At 66.5% G+C, this 16,081-nt stretch carries 12 protein-coding genes; 7 read left to right on the top strand and 5 right to left on the bottom strand.

The window, feature by feature from the left end; all coding sequences use genetic code 11:
• Nucleotide 1: 1 nt before the first annotated feature.
• On the top strand, nucleotides 2-790 hold the full coding sequence (gene ku, locus AC1D2L_RS01320) for a non-homologous end joining protein Ku (protein ID WP_476844008.1): 789 nt from the start codon (nucleotides 2-4) through the stop codon (nucleotides 788-790).
• Here ku (AC1D2L_RS01320) and ku (AC1D2L_RS01315) read toward each other — a convergent pair whose 3' ends face one another.
• Both ku (AC1D2L_RS01315) and AC1D2L_RS01310 read right to left on the bottom strand, forming a co-directional pair.
• Entirely contained in the window at nucleotides 791-1,630 is an 840-nt protein-coding gene (gene ku, locus AC1D2L_RS01315) for a non-homologous end joining protein Ku (protein ID WP_476844007.1), read from the bottom strand.
• Between the two features lie 150 nt (nucleotides 1,631-1,780).
• Entirely contained in the window at nucleotides 1,781-3,505 is a 1,725-nt protein-coding gene (locus AC1D2L_RS01310; protein ID WP_476844006.1) for a glucan biosynthesis protein G, read from the bottom strand.
• A gap of 246 nt (nucleotides 3,506-3,751) precedes the next feature.
• Here AC1D2L_RS01310 and bglX point away from each other — a divergent pair, with 246 nt between their 5' ends.
• The 6 genes from bglX to AC1D2L_RS01280 all read left to right on the top strand — a co-directional run bounded on the left by bglX (nucleotide 3,752) and on the right by AC1D2L_RS01280 (nucleotide 12,479).
• Nucleotides 3,752-6,082, top strand: a complete 2,331-nt coding sequence (bglX, locus tag AC1D2L_RS01305; protein WP_476844005.1) for a beta-glucosidase BglX — start codon at nucleotides 3,752-3,754, stop codon at nucleotides 6,080-6,082.
• 118 nt (nucleotides 6,083-6,200) lie between these two features.
• Nucleotides 6,201-7,343 carry an alpha-D-ribose 1-methylphosphonate 5-triphosphate diphosphatase gene (locus AC1D2L_RS01300; RefSeq protein WP_476844004.1) on the top strand — a complete coding sequence of 381 codons (1,143 nt, stop codon included), beginning with the start codon at nucleotides 6,201-6,203 and terminating at the stop codon, nucleotides 7,341-7,343.
• Nucleotides 7,344-7,499: 156 nt separating this feature from the next.
• A complete protein-coding gene (locus tag AC1D2L_RS01295; RefSeq protein WP_476844003.1) occupies nucleotides 7,500-9,989 on the top strand; it encodes a DNA translocase FtsK in 2,490 nt (829 codons plus the stop codon).
• Between the two features lie 92 nt (nucleotides 9,990-10,081).
• Nucleotides 10,082-10,252 (top strand): hypothetical protein, encoded by a 171-nt coding sequence (locus AC1D2L_RS01290; RefSeq protein ID WP_476844002.1) that lies wholly within the window; start codon nucleotides 10,082-10,084, stop codon nucleotides 10,250-10,252.
• A 110-nt stretch (nucleotides 10,253-10,362) separates the two neighbouring features.
• Nucleotides 10,363-11,484, top strand: a complete 1,122-nt coding sequence (locus tag AC1D2L_RS01285) for a DegT/DnrJ/EryC1/StrS family aminotransferase (RefSeq protein ID WP_476844001.1) — start codon at nucleotides 10,363-10,365, stop codon at nucleotides 11,482-11,484.
• Entirely contained in the window at nucleotides 11,481-12,479 is a 999-nt protein-coding gene (locus AC1D2L_RS01280; RefSeq protein ID WP_476844000.1) for a glycosyltransferase, read from the top strand. The genes AC1D2L_RS01285 and AC1D2L_RS01280 overlap by 4 nt, the downstream gene beginning before the upstream one ends.
• A 26-nt stretch (nucleotides 12,480-12,505) precedes the next feature.
• Here the strand turns inward: AC1D2L_RS01280 and AC1D2L_RS01275 are convergent, their stop codons facing one another.
• The 3 genes from AC1D2L_RS01275 to AC1D2L_RS01265 form a co-directional block, all read right to left on the bottom strand.
• The gene (locus tag AC1D2L_RS01275) at nucleotides 12,506-13,696 is read right to left on the bottom strand and encodes an aminotransferase class I/II-fold pyridoxal phosphate-dependent enzyme (protein WP_476843999.1); all 1,191 of its coding nucleotides are present in this window, start codon (nucleotides 13,694-13,696) and stop codon (nucleotides 12,506-12,508) included.
• Nucleotides 13,697-13,828: 132 nt separating this feature from the next.
• The gene (locus AC1D2L_RS01270) at nucleotides 13,829-14,557 is read right to left on the bottom strand and encodes an endonuclease/exonuclease/phosphatase family protein (protein WP_476843998.1); all 729 of its coding nucleotides are present in this window, start codon (nucleotides 14,555-14,557) and stop codon (nucleotides 13,829-13,831) included.
• A gap of 33 nt (nucleotides 14,558-14,590) precedes the next feature.
• A complete protein-coding gene (locus tag AC1D2L_RS01265) occupies nucleotides 14,591-16,015 on the bottom strand; it encodes a phospholipase D-like domain-containing protein (RefSeq protein WP_476843997.1) in 1,425 nt (474 codons plus the stop codon).
• Between the last annotated feature and the right edge of the window lie 66 nt (nucleotides 16,016-16,081).

Raw genomic sequence — 16,081 nt, 5'->3', positions numbered from 1 at the left:
CATGGCGCCGCGGACGTTCTGGAAGGGCTATCTGAAGCTGTCGCTGGTGACCTGCCCGGTGGCCATGATGCCCGCCCATTCCGAAAGCGAGAAGGTCCGCTTCCATACGCTGAACCGCCAGACCGGCAATCGAATCCAGAGCCGTTTCGTCGATGCGGTCACCGGCAAGCCGGTTGCCGACGATGACGAGGTCAAGGGCTACCCGAAGGGCGACGACGAATACGTCATGCTCGAGGATGACGAGCTTGATGCCGTCGCGCTTGAGAGCACCCGGACGATCGACATCCAGACCTTCGCCCCACGCTCCTCGGTCGGCTGGATCTGGTACGATACCCCGCACTACCTCGTGCCCGACTCCAAGGTCGGCGAGGAAGCCTTCTCGGTCATCCGGGAGGCGATGAAGCGCACCAAGACCGTCGGGATCTCCCGGGTTGTGCTGTACCGGCGCGAGCGGGCCGTGCTGCTCGATGCGCGGGACAATGGCATCGTCCTGTGGACGCTGCGCTACGGCGACGAGGTGCGGCCAGAGAAGGATTATTTCGCCGGGATCAAGGACGCCGAGCCCGACGCCGATCTGCGCCCGCTGATGGACAAGTTGATTACGACCCGCACCCGGGACTGGTCTCCCGACCTCGCCAGGGACCCCGTCCAGGACGAGCTGCTCTCGATCATCAAGGCCAAGCAGAAGGGCCGCAAGGTTACGAAGGCCACGGCAGCTCAGCCTGCCGACAGCAATGTCGTCAGCATCATGGACGCGCTGAAGAAAAGCCTCGAACCCCGTCGGAAATGATCAACTCGCCTTCTTGCGTTGCGTCGGCTTCGCGGTGACAGGCGGCTTTTGCGCGGTCTTGGCCGCGCCGCCCTTGGCGCTCTCGCGCAGCGCGTCGAGAAGGCTGACGACCTTGGTCGGTTCAGGCCGCTTCTGCGGCTTGATCTTGCGACCCTCGATCTTCGCCTGGACGAGTTCGGCGAGGGCGCTTTCATAGCGATCGTCGAATTCCCGGGGATCGAAGCTGCCGGCCTTGGTCTTGATGATGTGCTCGGCAAGCTCGAGCATCTCGTCGTCGATCTTGATCTTCGGAATATCGCTGAACGCATCCTCGGCGGAGCGAACCTCGTAATCGAAGTTGAGCGTCGTCGCGATCAGGCCAGCGCCCTGCGGCCGGATCAGGATGGATCGCATCCGGCGGAAGATCACGGTCCTGGCCAGTGCGGCGGATGACTGCTTTTTCATGCCCTCGCGGATCAGCGCGAAAGCCTCAGACGCGACGGGCGTGCTGGGCGCGACGTAATACGGCTTGTCGAAGAAGATGTCGTCGATCTCGTCGCAGGGCAGGAAGGTTTCGACGGTGAGCGTCTTGTCGCTTTCGGGAATGGCAGCTGCGATCTCCTCGGGCTCGAGGATGACGTATTCGCCATTGCCCTTGTCGTAGCCCTTCACCTGGTCGGCGCTCTCGACCGGCTTGCCGGAGGCCTCGTCGATGAACTGACGCTGGACGCGATTTCCGGTCTTGCGGTTGAGGGTGTGGAAGGAGATCCGCTCGGACGTGGATGCGGCGGTATAGAGCGACACCGGGCATGTCACCTCGGCTATCTTGAGAACGCCCTTCCAGACAGCACGTGGAGCCATGGCCGTTCCCCCTCGGACACGCCCACGCGGGCGCAGGCGGGAAACGAGCAGGCGACGCCAATGGTTCCCTGCTCAGGGGCTGGTAGCCTGGCGTGCCATCCGACGCGCAAGGGCGATCTCGCTGCGTCGGACGCTCTTCGGTGAGCCCGCTTACTCGATCGCCTTGAACAGGTTGAGATAGCGCTCGCGTTCCTTGCTCGGCATGGCGGCGGGCAGGGGCGGAAGCTGGAAGCTCCAGGTCTCCGTCAGCTTGCGCCCGTCGAGTTCGAGAGCGGCCGTCAGATCGGACGCCACGGTCGAATCCTTGACCCTGACCCGGTAGGTCAGGCGCCAGCCCTTGATCGCGGGGTTGGGCCGAAGCTCAGTGCCCACGATATCGACATTGTCGTTGGCGCCCACGCGAGCGACGAGTGCGGCGTCGGGCTTGAGCTCGCTCAGTGCCGGTCCCTTGAAGTCGACCAGGAAGGCGAGGGTGCCGTCATAGGCGCGGATCAGGTTGGGCTGATAGACCTCGCCCGAACTGCGCATGGTCTGCCAGACATAGGATGGCCCGTCTTTCAGGATCGCGGGCTCGTCCATGGTCCAGTGGACGCGATAGTCGAACTGCATGGGCTGGCCCGGAGGCGGCAGGGTATCGGGCGCCCAGAGGCTCACGATATTGTCGTTGGTCTCGTCGGCCGTGGGGATCTCGACGAGGCGGACATGGCCCTTGCCCCAGTCATTCGTCGGCTCGATCCAGGCGCTCGGGCGCAGATCGTAGCGATCCTTCAGGTCCTCGTAGCGCGAGAAGTCGCGGCCGCGCTGGAGCAGGCCGAAGCCCTTGGGATTCTCGACGGCATAGTTGCTGATCGCGACCTTGCCGACAGGGTTGTTGAGCGGACGCCAGATCCACTCTCCTGAACCGGTGCGGATCGCAAGACCGTTGGAATCGTGGATGGCAGGCCGGAAATTATGGGCCAGTGCCGGCTGGTTCGGCCCGTGCAGGAACATGCTGGTCAGCGGTGCGATGCCGAGGGTGCCCGGCGCGACGTCCGCACGCAGGAAGACCCGCGCCTTGACGCCGAGCACGGAGTCGGACCCCGGCGTCAGGGTGAATTCATACGCGCCGGTCGCGCGCGGGGAGTCGAGCAGGCCGTAGAAGGTCACGGACTGGTCCTGCTTGGCGGGGCGGCGGATCCAGAATTCGCGGAAAGCGGGAAACTCCTCCGGGATCGGCAGGCCCGTGTCGATGGCCAGGCCGCGCCCTGAAAGCCCGTAGATCTGGTCCTTTCCGATGACGCGGAAATAGCTCGCGCCCAGCACGCTCATGATCTCGTCATGCTTGCCGGGCTGGTTGATCGGATAGGTCACCCGGAACCCGGCCCAGCCGAGTTTGCTGGTCTGCTCGCGGTCGAAATGCAGGTCGCCGAAATCGAAGCGGTCGGGATCGTAGGGGATCTCCTTCGCGGCGCCGTCGATGATCTCGTTGATCTTCACCGGCGTGTTGAAGTGCATGCCCTGGTGGTAGAAGGCGAGCTGGAACGGGGAGTCGATCTCTGCCCAGGCGAAGCGTTCGCGCCGCGGCTGCAGCTTCAGATAGTCGGAAAACTGCATCTTGCTGAAGACTTCGGGCAGGTTGCTGACCGGCGCCACATAGGGCGCATCCGCCAGCGCCTTGGCGCGGGCCGTGACCTGCTCCAGGCCGAAGCCGGCGCGCCGGTCCTGCGCGAATGCAGGGCTGCCGAAGGCCAGCGCGCCCAGGGCCAGCCAGCCCAGGGCCGCGCCTGCGAAACAGGGCTTGCTACGGGACAATCTGGACCAGACCGAAGTCAAGCTGCGCCGGATCGGGAGGCGAGGGCCCTGATCGCAGAGCCCCGCCGCGGGACGGGTCGACAAGTTCACAGAAGCTCCTTTAAGAAGGCCCTACGGCAGGACGGCGCGCCCGTACTGCATTGGCCGCAGCGCGCAGAGCACAAATGCCTATCATCGAGACAAGGGTCAAGGAATGAGCGCCAGACAGCTTGACCCGCGCCCGCGATGTCTCCTGCCTCCACAATCGAAGTGAACAAGCACGACATGGATGAAGCAAACGGTGTGCCCCCAGCCCACGGGCGGGTGGCCGACTCTGTCGCGGATGCAAACATGCAGGGCCTCTCGCGGCGCCAGGCCCTCGGGGCCATCGCCTCGGCCATGGCGGCAGGAATGGCCGCAAACCTCGGTGTGAGCGGGCCGGTCCTGGCCAAGACGCCGGCCGTTCAGGCCGCCAAGAAGGCGCTCGTCGATGATTTGATCGCGCGCATGACGGTCGAGGAAAAGGTCGGCCAGCTCCGCCTGATCAGCATCGGGCCGGAGATGACGCACGCCCAGCTGATGGACGAAATCGCGGCCGGGCGCATCGGCGCGTCGTTCAATACCGTCATCAGGCGCGACAACCGGCCGCTGCAGGAAGCGGCGATCAAGCGCAGCCGTCTCAAGATCCCGCTGTTCTTTGCCTATGACGTCGTGCACGGCCATCGCACGACCTTCCCGATCCCGCTCGGGCTCGCTTCGAGCTTCGACATGGCTGTGATCGAGCGCATGGCGCGCGTTTCCGCCGTCGAGGCCTGCAATGACGGCGTCGACATGACCTTCGCGCCGATGGTCGACATCAGCCACGATCCGCGCTGGGGCCGCACCTCGGAAGGGTTCGGCGAGGACCCCTATCTCGTCAGCGAGGCGGCGCGCGCCGCTGTTCGCGGCTTCCAGGGCGAGGCTGTGGACCGCTCCGACAGCATCATGGCTGCCGTGAAGCACTTCGCTCTCTACGGCGCCGTCGAGGGCGGCCGCGACTACAACACGGTCGATATGAGCCCGCTGCGCATGCATCAGGTCTATCTGCCGCCTTATCGCGCTGCGATCGACGCCGGTTCGGGCGGGGTCATGGTCGCGCTGAACTCGGTCAACGGCGTGCCGGCTACCGCCGATACCTGGCTGCTGCAGGACCTGCTGCGCGATCAGTGGGGCTTTGCCGGCATCACGATCAGCGATCACGGTGCGATCACCGAACTGATGAAGCACGGCATTGCGCGCGATGCGCGTGAAGCCGCCAAGCTCGCGATCAAGGCCGGCGTCGACCTCAGCATGGCCGACCAGGTCTATCTGGCGGAGCTGCCTGGCCTGCTCACTGCGGGCGAGATCTCCATGGCAGAGCTCGATGCGCGCGTCCGCGCGGTCCTGGGCGTAAAGTACGATCTCGGCCTCTTCGCCGATCCGTTCCTGCGCATGGGCAAGCCGGAGGATGACCCGGTCAACGAGAAGGCGGACAGCCGCCTGCATCGCCAGCCGGCGCGCGAGATCGCCCGCGACACCATCGTGCTGCTCGAAAACCGCAACCAGACCCTTCCGCTGAAGAAGGCCGGGACGGTCGCGCTCGTCGGCCCGCTGGCAGATTCAGGCCTCGATATCCTGGGCAGCTGGTCGGCCCAGGGCGTGGCCACGCAGGCCGTGACCGTGCGTGCCGGCTTCGAGACCGCGCTCGCCGGCAAGGCGCAGATCCTGCATGCGCGCGGCTGCAACATCACCGACGATCCCAAGATCGTGGAGTACCTGAACTACCTGAACTGGGACACGCCTGAGGTCATCCAGGACCCGCGCACGCCGGAGGCGATGATCGCCGAGGCCGTGGCGCAGGCGCAGAAGGCGGATGTCGTCGTTGCCGTGATCGGCGAAGTGCGCGGCATGTCGCATGAATCCTCCAGCCGCGTCAGCCTCGAGCTGCCGGGCTCGCAGCGGGCGCTGCTCAAGGCGCTGAAGGCGACGGGCAAGCCGCTGGTCGTGGTTTTGATGAATGGCAGGCCGCTCGCGGTCACCTGGGAAAAGGACAACGCCGACGCGTTGCTGGAGACCTGGTACACCGGAACGGAGGGCGGCAACGCCATCGCGGACGTTCTGTTCGGCGATCACAATCCGTCGGCCAAGCTGCCGATCAGCTTCCCGCGCTCGGTCGGCCAGATCCCGACCTACTACAACCACCTGCGCATCGGCCGCCCGCTAACCGAAGGCAAGCCCGGCAACTACACCTCGCAGTATTTCGAGGAGGCGAACGGGCCGCTCTATCACTTCGGCTATGGCCTCAGCTTCAGCCGCTTCAAGCTGTCGGGCCTCAAGCTGTCGGCGACGCGGATCTCGCGCGGCCAGACGCTGACCGCCGAGGCGACGCTGACCAATGAGGGCGCCTATGCGGGCGCCAACGTCGTGCAGCTCTACATCTCCGACACCTACGCCTCGATCGCGCGGCCGGTGAAGGAGCTGAAGGGCTTCCAGAAGGTCATGCTTAAGCCGGGCGAGAGCCGCGTCGTGCGCTTCGAGATCGGCGAGGAGCAGCTGAAGTTCGTCAACGGCAAGCTGGTCGAAGTCGTCGAGAGCGGGCACTTCAACGTGCAGCTTGGCCTCGACTCGCGCGATGTGCTCGAGCAGGGCTTCGACCTCGCCTGATCGCGCCATAGGCCGCGACAGCTTGGCCTGACCTCTGAGGCGCCTGTCATGCAGGCGTCATCGAGGCGCGTCATGGCCCATCCCCCTGCGGCTCCGCCGCAGGCGACGGGAGCGGGCCATGGCTATTCACATCACCGGCGGGCGCGTCCTGCTCGACGATCTCGAGCAGGTCGACATCGCGACCGACGGCGCATCCATCTCTGCGATCGACGGCGTCGAGCCCAGGCGTGGCCTGCGCCTCGATGCGACCGGGCTGCTCGTGCTGCCGGGCCTCGTCGACTGCCATGGCGATGCCTTCGAGCGTCATATCATGCCGCGTCCCAAGGTCGGCTTCGACATCGATCTCGCGCTGCGCGATACCGACCGGGCGCTGGTTTCCAGCGGCATCACCACAGCCTTCCATGGCGTGACCTGGTCGTGGGAGCCGGGGCTCCGCGGCGCCGGTAATGCCAGGCGCCTGTTCGAGCGCATCGACGCGCTTACGTCCGATCTCGCCGTGGATACGCGCTTTCACCTGCGCCACGAGACCTTCAATCTCGACGCCGAGGACGAGATCATAGCGTGGCTCGCGACGGGGCGCGTCGGCCTGCTCGCCTTCAACGACCACACAGAAGGCACGCTGCAAAGCCGGCATCGCGCGGACAAGGTCGGCAAGATGGCGGAGCGCTCCGGCCTCGGCGCCGATGACTTCGCCGCACTCGTCGAGCGAGTCTATGCCCGAAAGGGCGAGGTCGCGGCCTCGGTGACGCGGCTCGCCGCGGCCGCCCGCGCCCATGGCGTGCCGATGCTCTCGCATGACGACATGACCCCACAGATGCGGCGCTGGTATCGCGGGCTCGGCGTCGGGGTCGCCGAGTTTCCGATCGACGAGGCGACGGCACGCGAGGCTGCCGACCATGGCGAGGCGATCGTCTTCGGCGCCCCCAATGTCGTGCGCGGGGGCTCGCATCTCGGCTGCCCCGGCGCCGAGGATATGGTGCGCGCCCGCCTCTGCACGATCCTCGCCTCGGACTATTATTACCCGGCCCTGCTGCATGCGCCCTTCATCCTCGCCCGCAACGGCTCGGCCGGCTTCGCCGATGCGTGGGCGCTTGCCTCGAAAGCGCCGGCCCAGGCTTTCGGGCTGGACGATCGCGGCGTGATAGCACCCGGAAAGCGTGCCGATCTCGTGCTGGTCGACGATAACGATCAGCCGCGCGTCGTCGCGGTGGTCGCGGCCGGCAGGCTGGTTCACCTGACCGATCAGGCCGTGCTGGACTGAGCCGGGCCGCGACGTCGGATCTGCCCTTCCGGCAGCGTGGCCCGTGCGCCGCTCTCCCCTGCAATCTGCGAATTGAGCGGTCCGGTTTATCGAGCCTTAACCCTGTCACCATACGCATCGAAGGCAGGTTAACAGAATGCAGTGCTCGCGAATCCGATGCGTAAATTCCAGATCCTACCCGCCGCCAATGACCGCACTTCCGACGAGCTCCTGCCGGCGCGCGGGACGCGCAATCCGGGCGCGGCTTCGTCCGGCAGGGCTGAACTGAACGATGCCGTCGGGCAGTCATCCATCCCGCCGAGTGTCCGCTTTACCCGGACGCCCGACAGGCTCCGTCCTGGCCGGGCCGAAGTGCCGGCGATGCCGGTCGTCGACGCCGCTCCCGTTCCGGCAGAGCCCCAGCCTCAGCAACAGCCCCAGGCGCAAGCGCAGTCCGCCATTCCGACTGGCCGCGTCCTGTTCGGACGTACGCCGGATCGGTTCCTTCGGCAGACCTGGGTCGAGCCGGCCGTGGTCGAGCCGATGCAGCCTGAGGAGTATGTCGCGGAGGTCGAACCTCAGGAGTTCGGCGGGCACGAAGACGACGCAGCGTACGCGAGCGCCGAGCCCGTAGCCGAGGTTCACAGGCCCGCCGAGGCGCCCCGCGCGCCCGTCACGCCATTCAGCTTCCTGTCGGATTCGGCGTTCTGGGAATTCGTCCCGGGCGCGGAGCAGGGCGACGACGAGCCCGAATGCGATACCCTCGAGATTGAGCCTGTATCGGCGAGCGCCGAGCCCGAGATCTACGACGAGCCGCAGGTGGATGAACCCGCGCCGCTCGCTCGGGCGAAGCCTGTTCCAGTCCCCGCGGCCCCGGCCGTGGCCCGGCAGGCGGATGCCGGCCGCTTCACCTGGCAGCAGCCCTACAGCGTCAACCTCAGTGCATTTGCGCGCCTCGCACCCACGGTCGTTCAGGCAGCCAAGCAGCCCGTCGAGCCGGTTGCCGCGGTCGCAGTCCCGGTGGCGGGCAGGGGAGTTGTCGTGTCCCGAACGGCGCGCGCGAAGACCGCGCCACTTGCCGGCTTGCCCGTCGCTCCCGCGGTCGAGCCGGCTGCGCCTGTATCGCAGTTCGCCGGGTTCGAGCTGCCGCCGATCACGCTTCTGGCCGAGCCGAAGATCTCGTCCGAGCCGGTGATGCCCATCGAGATGCTTCAGCAGAACGCCGGTGTGCTCGAGGGCGTGCTGGAGGATTTCAACGTCAAGGGCGAGATCGTCCAGGCCTGTCCCGGCCCGGTCGTGACCTTGTACGAACTCGAGCCCGCGCCAGGCATCAAATCCTCGCGGGTCATCGCGCTGGCCGACGACATCGCGCGCTCGATGAGCGCGATTGCGGCCCGCGTCGCGGTCATCCCCGGCAAGAACGCGATCGGCATCGAGCTGCCCAATGCCAAGCGCGAGACGGTTTTCCTGCGCGAATTGCTCTCCAGCCCCGAATTCGAGAGCTCCAAGCACAAGCTGGCGCTCGGGCTGGGCAAGACGATCGGCGGCGAGCCGATGATCGTCGACCTCGCCCGGATGCCGCATCTGCTCGTCGCCGGCACCACCGGCTCGGGCAAGTCGGTCGCGATCAACACCATGATCCTGTCGCTGCTCTATCGGCTCACGCCCGAGCAGTGCCGCCTGATCATGGTCGACCCCAAGATGCTGGAACTGTCGGTCTATGACGGCATCCCGCATCTCCTCACCCCCGTCGTGACCGACCCGAAGAAGGCCGTCGTCGCGCTCAAATGGGCGGTGCGCGAGATGGAGGAGCGCTACAAGAAGATGTCGAAGCTCGCCGTGCGCAACATCGACGGCTTCAACGCCCGTGTCGGCGAGGCCAAGGCTGCCGGCGAGATCATCACCCGCACGGTGCAGACCGGCTTCGACAAGCACAGTGGCGAGGCGATCTACGAGGAAGAGGTCATGGACCTCGAGCCCTTGCCCTACATCGTCGTCATCGTCGACGAGATGGCCGATCTGATGATGGTCGCCGGCAAGGAGATCGAAGGCACGATCCAGCGCCTCGCCCAGATGGCGCGCGCGGCCGGCATCCACGTCGTGCTCGCCACCCAGCGCCCCTCGGTCGATGTCATCACCGGCACGATCAAGGCGAACTTCCCGACCCGGATCTCCTTCCAGGTGACCTCGAAGATCGACTCGCGCACCATCCTGGGCGAGCAGGGCGCCGAGCAGCTCTTGGGCCAGGGCGACATGCTCTACATGGCCGGCGGCGGCCGGATCACCCGCGTGCACGGCCCCTTCGTCTCGGACGCCGAGGTCGAGAAGGTGGTGGCCCATCTCAAGACCCAAGGCCGGCCGCAATATCTCGAGGCCGTCACCTCCGAGGAGGAGCCGGCGGGCGAGGGCGAGGACGGCGCCGTCTTCGACAAGAGCGCGATGGGCCAGGCCGAGAGCGACGACCCCTACGAGCAAGCGGTGGCGGTCGTGCTGCGCGACAAGAAGGCCTCGACCTCCTACATCCAGCGCCGCCTCCAGATCGGCTACAACCGCGCCGCCTCGATCATGGAGCGGATGGAGAACGAGGGCATCGTCGGCCCCGCCAACCATGCCGGCAAGCGCGAGATCATGGTTGAAGCCGCCCAGCCTCGCGTCGAGGAGGACTGAGCGGTGATGCAGGCTGCTGCCGCGGCTCTCGTGGCAGCGGATATCGCGATTTTACGATGGACTTCGCTGCGCCAGTTCGCGCATGGGAGGTCATGGAATTCGACGACCCGGCCACCGGCAGTATCTGGCATATCGTGATCCCCGTGGTCATCGCCGTGCTGATGAACGTCTTTGCAGTATTTCTCCTGGCAAAGGCGTTCCCGCCGCAGCGCCATGCCGCGCAACAGGAAAGCCCGGCCCCGGTGTCGAAGCCCGCGCTCTGACCCGCGCATCCTGTCCCGGGACCTGATCCGGAGTTCAGCTGTTCAAGTGACGAAGGGGCAGTTGCCGTGTTAGCAGGCAGTGCGATGCGAACCCTGCCAGCGAGTTGCCCATGACTGTGCCGTTCAACGATCTCAAGCGCCGCCACGCGCCGCTGCGTACCGAGATCCTGGCGGACGTCGGCGCCTTGCTCGACAGTGGCTGGCTGATCGGCGGCAAGCCCGTCACGGATTTCGAGCAGGCCTTTGCGAGATGGTGCGGCGTAGCCCATGCTGTCGGGGTCGCCAATGGCACCGACGCTCTTGAGTTCGCCCTGCGAGCGGTCGGCGTCGGCGCGGGCGACGAGGTCATTTGCGTGGCCAATGCCGGGGGCTACGCCACCGTCGCCTGCCAGACCATCGGCGCGCGACCGGTCTACATCGATGTCGATCCGGAGACGCTCCAGCTCGACTTCGGCCAGATCGGCGCGACCCTGTCTGCCAGCAGCCGGGCGATCATCGTCACGCATCTCTACGGCCTGATGAACGATGTCGCGGCCATTCGCGCGGAGCTCGTCCGGCTCGGCCGCGGCGATGTCCGGATCGTCGAGGACTGCGCGCAGGCTCATGGCGCGATGCGCTGCAGCGCACGCGCCGGCTCGCTCGGCGACATCGCGGCCTTCAGTTTCTATCCCACCAAGAATCTCGGCGCGATCGGGGACGCCGGCTGCGTGGTTTGCCAGGAACAGGACCTGGCGACCGCCGTCTCGGAACTGCGCCAATATGGCTGGCGCGGCAAATACCATGTCGCTCGTCCGCATGGACGCAACAGCCGGCTCGATCCGATCCAGGCGCTCGGCCTGCTGCGGCAATTGCCTTTGGTCGATGAGGACAATCGCCGGCGCCGAGCCCTGTGCAGCTTCTACCGCGAGAACCTGCCGCCTGGCTGGCGCTTAATCGGGAACGATGATCCGAGCTTCGTCGGGCATCTCGCGGTGCTGGTTGCGCCCGACGAGCCCAGCCGCGAGGCGATGCGGGCGGCGCTCACCCAGAGCGCCATCGGTACGGACATTCACTACCCCGTCCTCGATTGCGACCAGGCCGCGTGGCAGGGGCTTGGCCGCGTTGTCGGATCGCTCGATGTCAGCCGCTCCGCGACGAAGCGCATCCTGAGCCTTCCCTGTTTTCCCGAACTGAGCCGGGCCGAGCAGGCCGAGGTCGTCCAGGCCGTCAGCAAGGGCGGTTCGCGCGCATGACGACAGATGCCCCTGTCCTGGCGAGCCGGATAGCGCACAGCCTGGTGATCCCCGTCTATCGCAACGAGTGCAACATCCCGGCCCTGCTGGCGGCGCTTGAAGCTCTGTCCCGCGAGATCGCCGATTTCGAGGTCGTCTTCGTCGTCGACGGCTCGCCTGACCATTCGGCGCAACTGCTGCAGGCCGGCCTGAAGGCCGCGCCCTATGCCTGGCAGCTGGCGGAGCTTTCGCGCAATTTCGGGTCCTTTGCCGCGATCCGGCAAGGTCTCGGTTTGGCGCGCGGCAAGTTCGTGGCCGTGATGGCGGCCGATCTGCAGGAGCCGCCGGAACTGATCACACGCTTCTTCGCGGAACTTGCGAGCGGGGAGGTGGATGTCGTCGTCGGCAGCCGCAGCGCCCGCAGCGACCCGGTCCTGTCCTCCTTGTCCTCGCGCATTTTCTGGGCGCTCTATCGCCGCCTCATCATGCCGCAGGTGCCGGAGGGCGGCGTCGATGTCTTCGCGTGCAACACCGTGTTCAAGCGCGCCCTGCTGTCGCTCGAGGAGCGCGAGAGCTTTCTGATCGGGCAGTTGTTCTGGGTCGGTTTCCGCCGGCGGGAGGTCACGTACGAGCGGCGCGAGCGCGAGGTCGGCACGAGCGCCTGGACCTTCCGGAAGAAGCTCTCCTACATGCTCGACGGCATCTTCGCCTTTTCCTCGCTGCCGATCAGCCTGCTGCTCTGGATCGGCGTGCTGGGCACGCTGGTCTCGACGATCTCGATCGCCGCCGTGTTCGGTTCGTGGTTGGCTGGCGCGATCCGCGTTCCCGGCTATGCACCGATCATGCTGGCAATCATGTTCTTCGGTTCGCTAACGACATTGGGGCTGGGTACGCTCGGCGGCTATGTCTGGCGCATCGCCGAGAACGGCCGGCGCCGGCCGCTCTCGCTGATCATGAGCCATCGCAGCGCCGATGCGCCGCCGCATGGAGACGACCGGATCGGCGATCGCCCGTAATCCGGACGATCTCGGCTTCGCCAGCGCTACAGCAGCGTCGCGACGCGCGTCAGGGCTTCCTCGGTCGAGGCGAGGTCGGAGACCAGCGCGATGCGGATATAGGCCTGCATCGGGTTGGGACCCTCGGGATGCTTGGTGAGATAGGCGCCCGGCAGGACCTTTACGCCCCCCTCGGCCCAGAGCTTGCGCGCCGCGACCTCGCCGTCGCCGACATCGAGCCAGAGGTAGAAGCCGCCCTCGGGGCGATAGAAGCCGAATCGGCCGGCGAGCAGGCGCTCGGCGATATCGAATTTGGCGCGGTAGAGCGCGCGTGCCTCGACGACATGGGTCTCGTCGCTCCACAGCGCGGTCGCGGCCTCCATCGTCGCGAACGGCGTCGCGGCGCAGCTATAGTTGCGCAGGCGGGTCAGCAGGTCGATCGCGTGCGGCGAGCCCACCGTGAAGCCCGACCGCAGCCCGGGCGCGCTCGAGCGCTTCGAGAGCGTGTGGCACACCATCAGATTGTCGAGCGAGCCGCCCAGCGCCGCCGCGACTTCGAGCGCGCCCGTCGGTGGCAGGTCGGTGGAGTAGATCTCCGAATAGCACTCGTCGGAAACCAGCAGGAAGTCGTGCTTGCGCGCGAGTTTGAGGGCCCGCTCGATATAGGCGAAATCGGCGACAGCGCCCTGTGGGTTGGCGGGCGTGCACAGATACATGATCTGCGTGCGGTCGAGCATCTCGGGCGTCAGGGAGTCCAGATCTGGCAGGAAGCCGGTTTCCTTGGTGGCGGTCAGGAACACCGGCTCCGCGCCGGCAATAACCGATGCGCCGACATAGGCCTGGTAGAAAGGGTTCGGCATCAAGGCGAGCGGCTTTGGGCCGCCTTCGGTCGCGTTGATCGCCACCGTCGCGGCCATGTACAGCGATTCGCGGGAGCCGGCGCAGGGTGCGATCATCGTCTCGGGATCGATCATGCCGGCCGGTAGCGTGTAGCGCCGGGTCAGCCAGGCCGCGCAAGCGGCACGGAAATCAGGCGTGCCGTTGATCGGCGGATAGCGGTTCCAGCTGTCGCTGCGCGAATTGATGATCTCGCCGACGAAGGCTGGCGGCTGATGCCGGGGCTCGCCGACCGAGAGATCGATGGGCGGTCGGTTGGAGGCAGGCGTCGCCCCGGCGATGAGTGCGGCCAGCCGGCGGAACGGGTAGTCGCGCAGGCCCTCGATACGCTGGTTCAGCATGGTCTCGTCGTTCCTCCCACGATATCGGCGCTTCTCGATAGCGACGCGCAGAGCCTGCGTCGTCGGGCGCCGGAGACGCGTAGCGAAGCTCCGGCCCAGGGCATAGCCCTCTCGATGGCATGGTGGGGTTGATCAGGCCGCGGCCGCCCTGGTGAGCGCGCGCTGGGTTTCCACCAGTTCGACGGTGGCCTTCAGCGGAAGATGATCGGAGGCGAGCCGGGAAAGCGGCGTGTCATGCGCGGCCAGTTCGGTAATCAAACCCTGCGGCCAGCCCAAGATCCTGTCCAGCGCAAGCATCGGGCGCCGCGACGGAAAGCTCGCCGGCGGCTTTTGGCCGCTGAAATAAGGCTCCAGCACGTCGAGCGCGGATCTGCGGCGGCGGCGCCATTCGTTGAAATCGCCGAGCAGGATCGTCGGCATCGGCGCGAGTTCCAGGAAGGCATGCAGCAGCGTCGCGGCCTGGTCGACCCGCGAACGTCGCAGCAAGCCCAGATGCGCGGCGATTACGCGGAACCGGCCCTCTCCGAGATCGAGCTCGGCCACGACCGCGCCGCGTGGCTCGATGCCGGGCAGCGTCAGGCGGAAACGCCGGTAGAAGGAGGGCTCGCCGCGCACCAGCAGGGCGTTGCCATGCCAGCCATGGCCGTCGACGACGTCCGACTGGACGAGCAGGTGCAGGCCGGTCTCGCGCTGGAGCAGATCGGGATCAAGCAGGCCGGTGCGCTTGCCGAAACGGCGGTCGACCTCCTGCAGGGCGACGAGATCGGCGCCGATCTCGCCGAGTACGTCGATGATCCGGCCGGGCCGTACCAGCCGGTCCATGCCGCGGCATTTGTGGATGTTGTAGGAAGCGACCTTCAAGAGAACCTCGGACGTCCAGACGGAGAGGGCAGGCTAGAGATAAGGCATCAGCAGCCGCGCGGCGGCGTCGCGGATCTTCACGAGACCCCAGCGCGCGTCGATCTCGGCCAGCGTGATCGGCTCGATGCACTTGGCGTCGATGATCCGACTGAGCGTTTGCGCGAGATCGCCATCATGAAACTCCACGGTCAGCTCGAAGTTCAGCCGAAGGCTGCGCGCATCCCAGTTGGCGCTTCCGATCAGGCACCATGAATCGTCCACCGTCATCAGCTTCGAGTGGTCGAAGGGCGGCGGCGAACGCCAGAGCCGGCAGCCTGTCTTCAGCAGCGGCCTGACATGAGCCCGCGCCGCCCACCCCATCAGCCGGTGATTGTTGATCGCCGGCATGACGAGGTTGACGCAGACTCCGCGCAACGCTGCAAGTTGCAATGCCGTGATCACCTGCTCGTCGGGCAGGAAATAGGGTGTGGCGATCCGGATGGTCGACTTGGCCCCGTTGATCGCCGAGAGCAGCACCAATACGAGCTGGTCGACGCTCTGGTCGGGCCCCGAGCCGATAGCGCGCGCGGGAGCGCCCTTGCGGTCGACCGCATCCTTGAACCAGGTCGGGCCTGCCAGCACTTCCGACGTCGTGAAGCTCCAGTCGTCCTGGAAGCTCTCGGTGATCTGCGTGACGACGGGGCCCTCGACCCGGAAGTGGATGTCGCGCACCGGCTCCTTCGGCTGCGTCGCCAGCAGGTTCTCGGCCCCGATGTTCAGGCCTCCCACAAAGGCGGTCTCCGCGTCGATCACGAGGATCTTCTTGTGCAGCCTCAGGTCCAGCAGCGGCATTTTCCACGGCACGATGGAATGCAAATACCGCGCCGCCGGTACGCCGGCCAGCCGCAGGCGGTGATACGCCGCCGATCGCAGGAAGCCGCCGCCGAAGCCGTCGATCAGCACGCGCACCGCGACCCCACGCTGATGCGCCCGCGTAAAAGCGTCGATGAACTGTTCGCCGAGATGGTCGGTACGGAAGATGAAGGTCGCGAAGGCGATGCTGGTCTGCGCGGCCTCGATCGCGGCCAGCATCTCCGGATAGGCTTCGTCGCCGCTGTCGAAGATCGCGGTGACCCGGCCGGGCTCGCTGGGCGTCCCCGTGATTTTCTCGACTGCGACGAGCAGGCTGTGCCCCGCCGCGCTCGTACGCCTGCCGGACGAGGAACGGGGCGTTCCTGAATCCGGACCGCGCAGCCGTTGGGCCCGGCGCTTTACGCGGTTGATCCCGAAGGCGAAGTAGAGCAACGCGCCGAAGAAGGGGGACAGCCAGGCCAGCCCGATCCAGCCGATGGCGGCGGGCACGTCGCGCTTGCGCATCAGCGCATGGATCGTCACCGCGCCCGCGCTGGCGAAATGGAGGATCGTGAGGGCGAGGGTCCCGTTTGAAAGCAGGATCGACGATAGCGCTGCGGTATCCATGTAACGCTTGCGTACTACGAATTCGGGCGCTCAGGAACTGCAGCCTGACACGCCGCGCCCGGCTCC

This window comes from Allobosea sp. P1_B10 (assembly GCF_056406735.1).
Note: the sequence above shows the minus strand (reverse complement) of the source record. Positions and strands in the feature narration are given on the sequence as shown.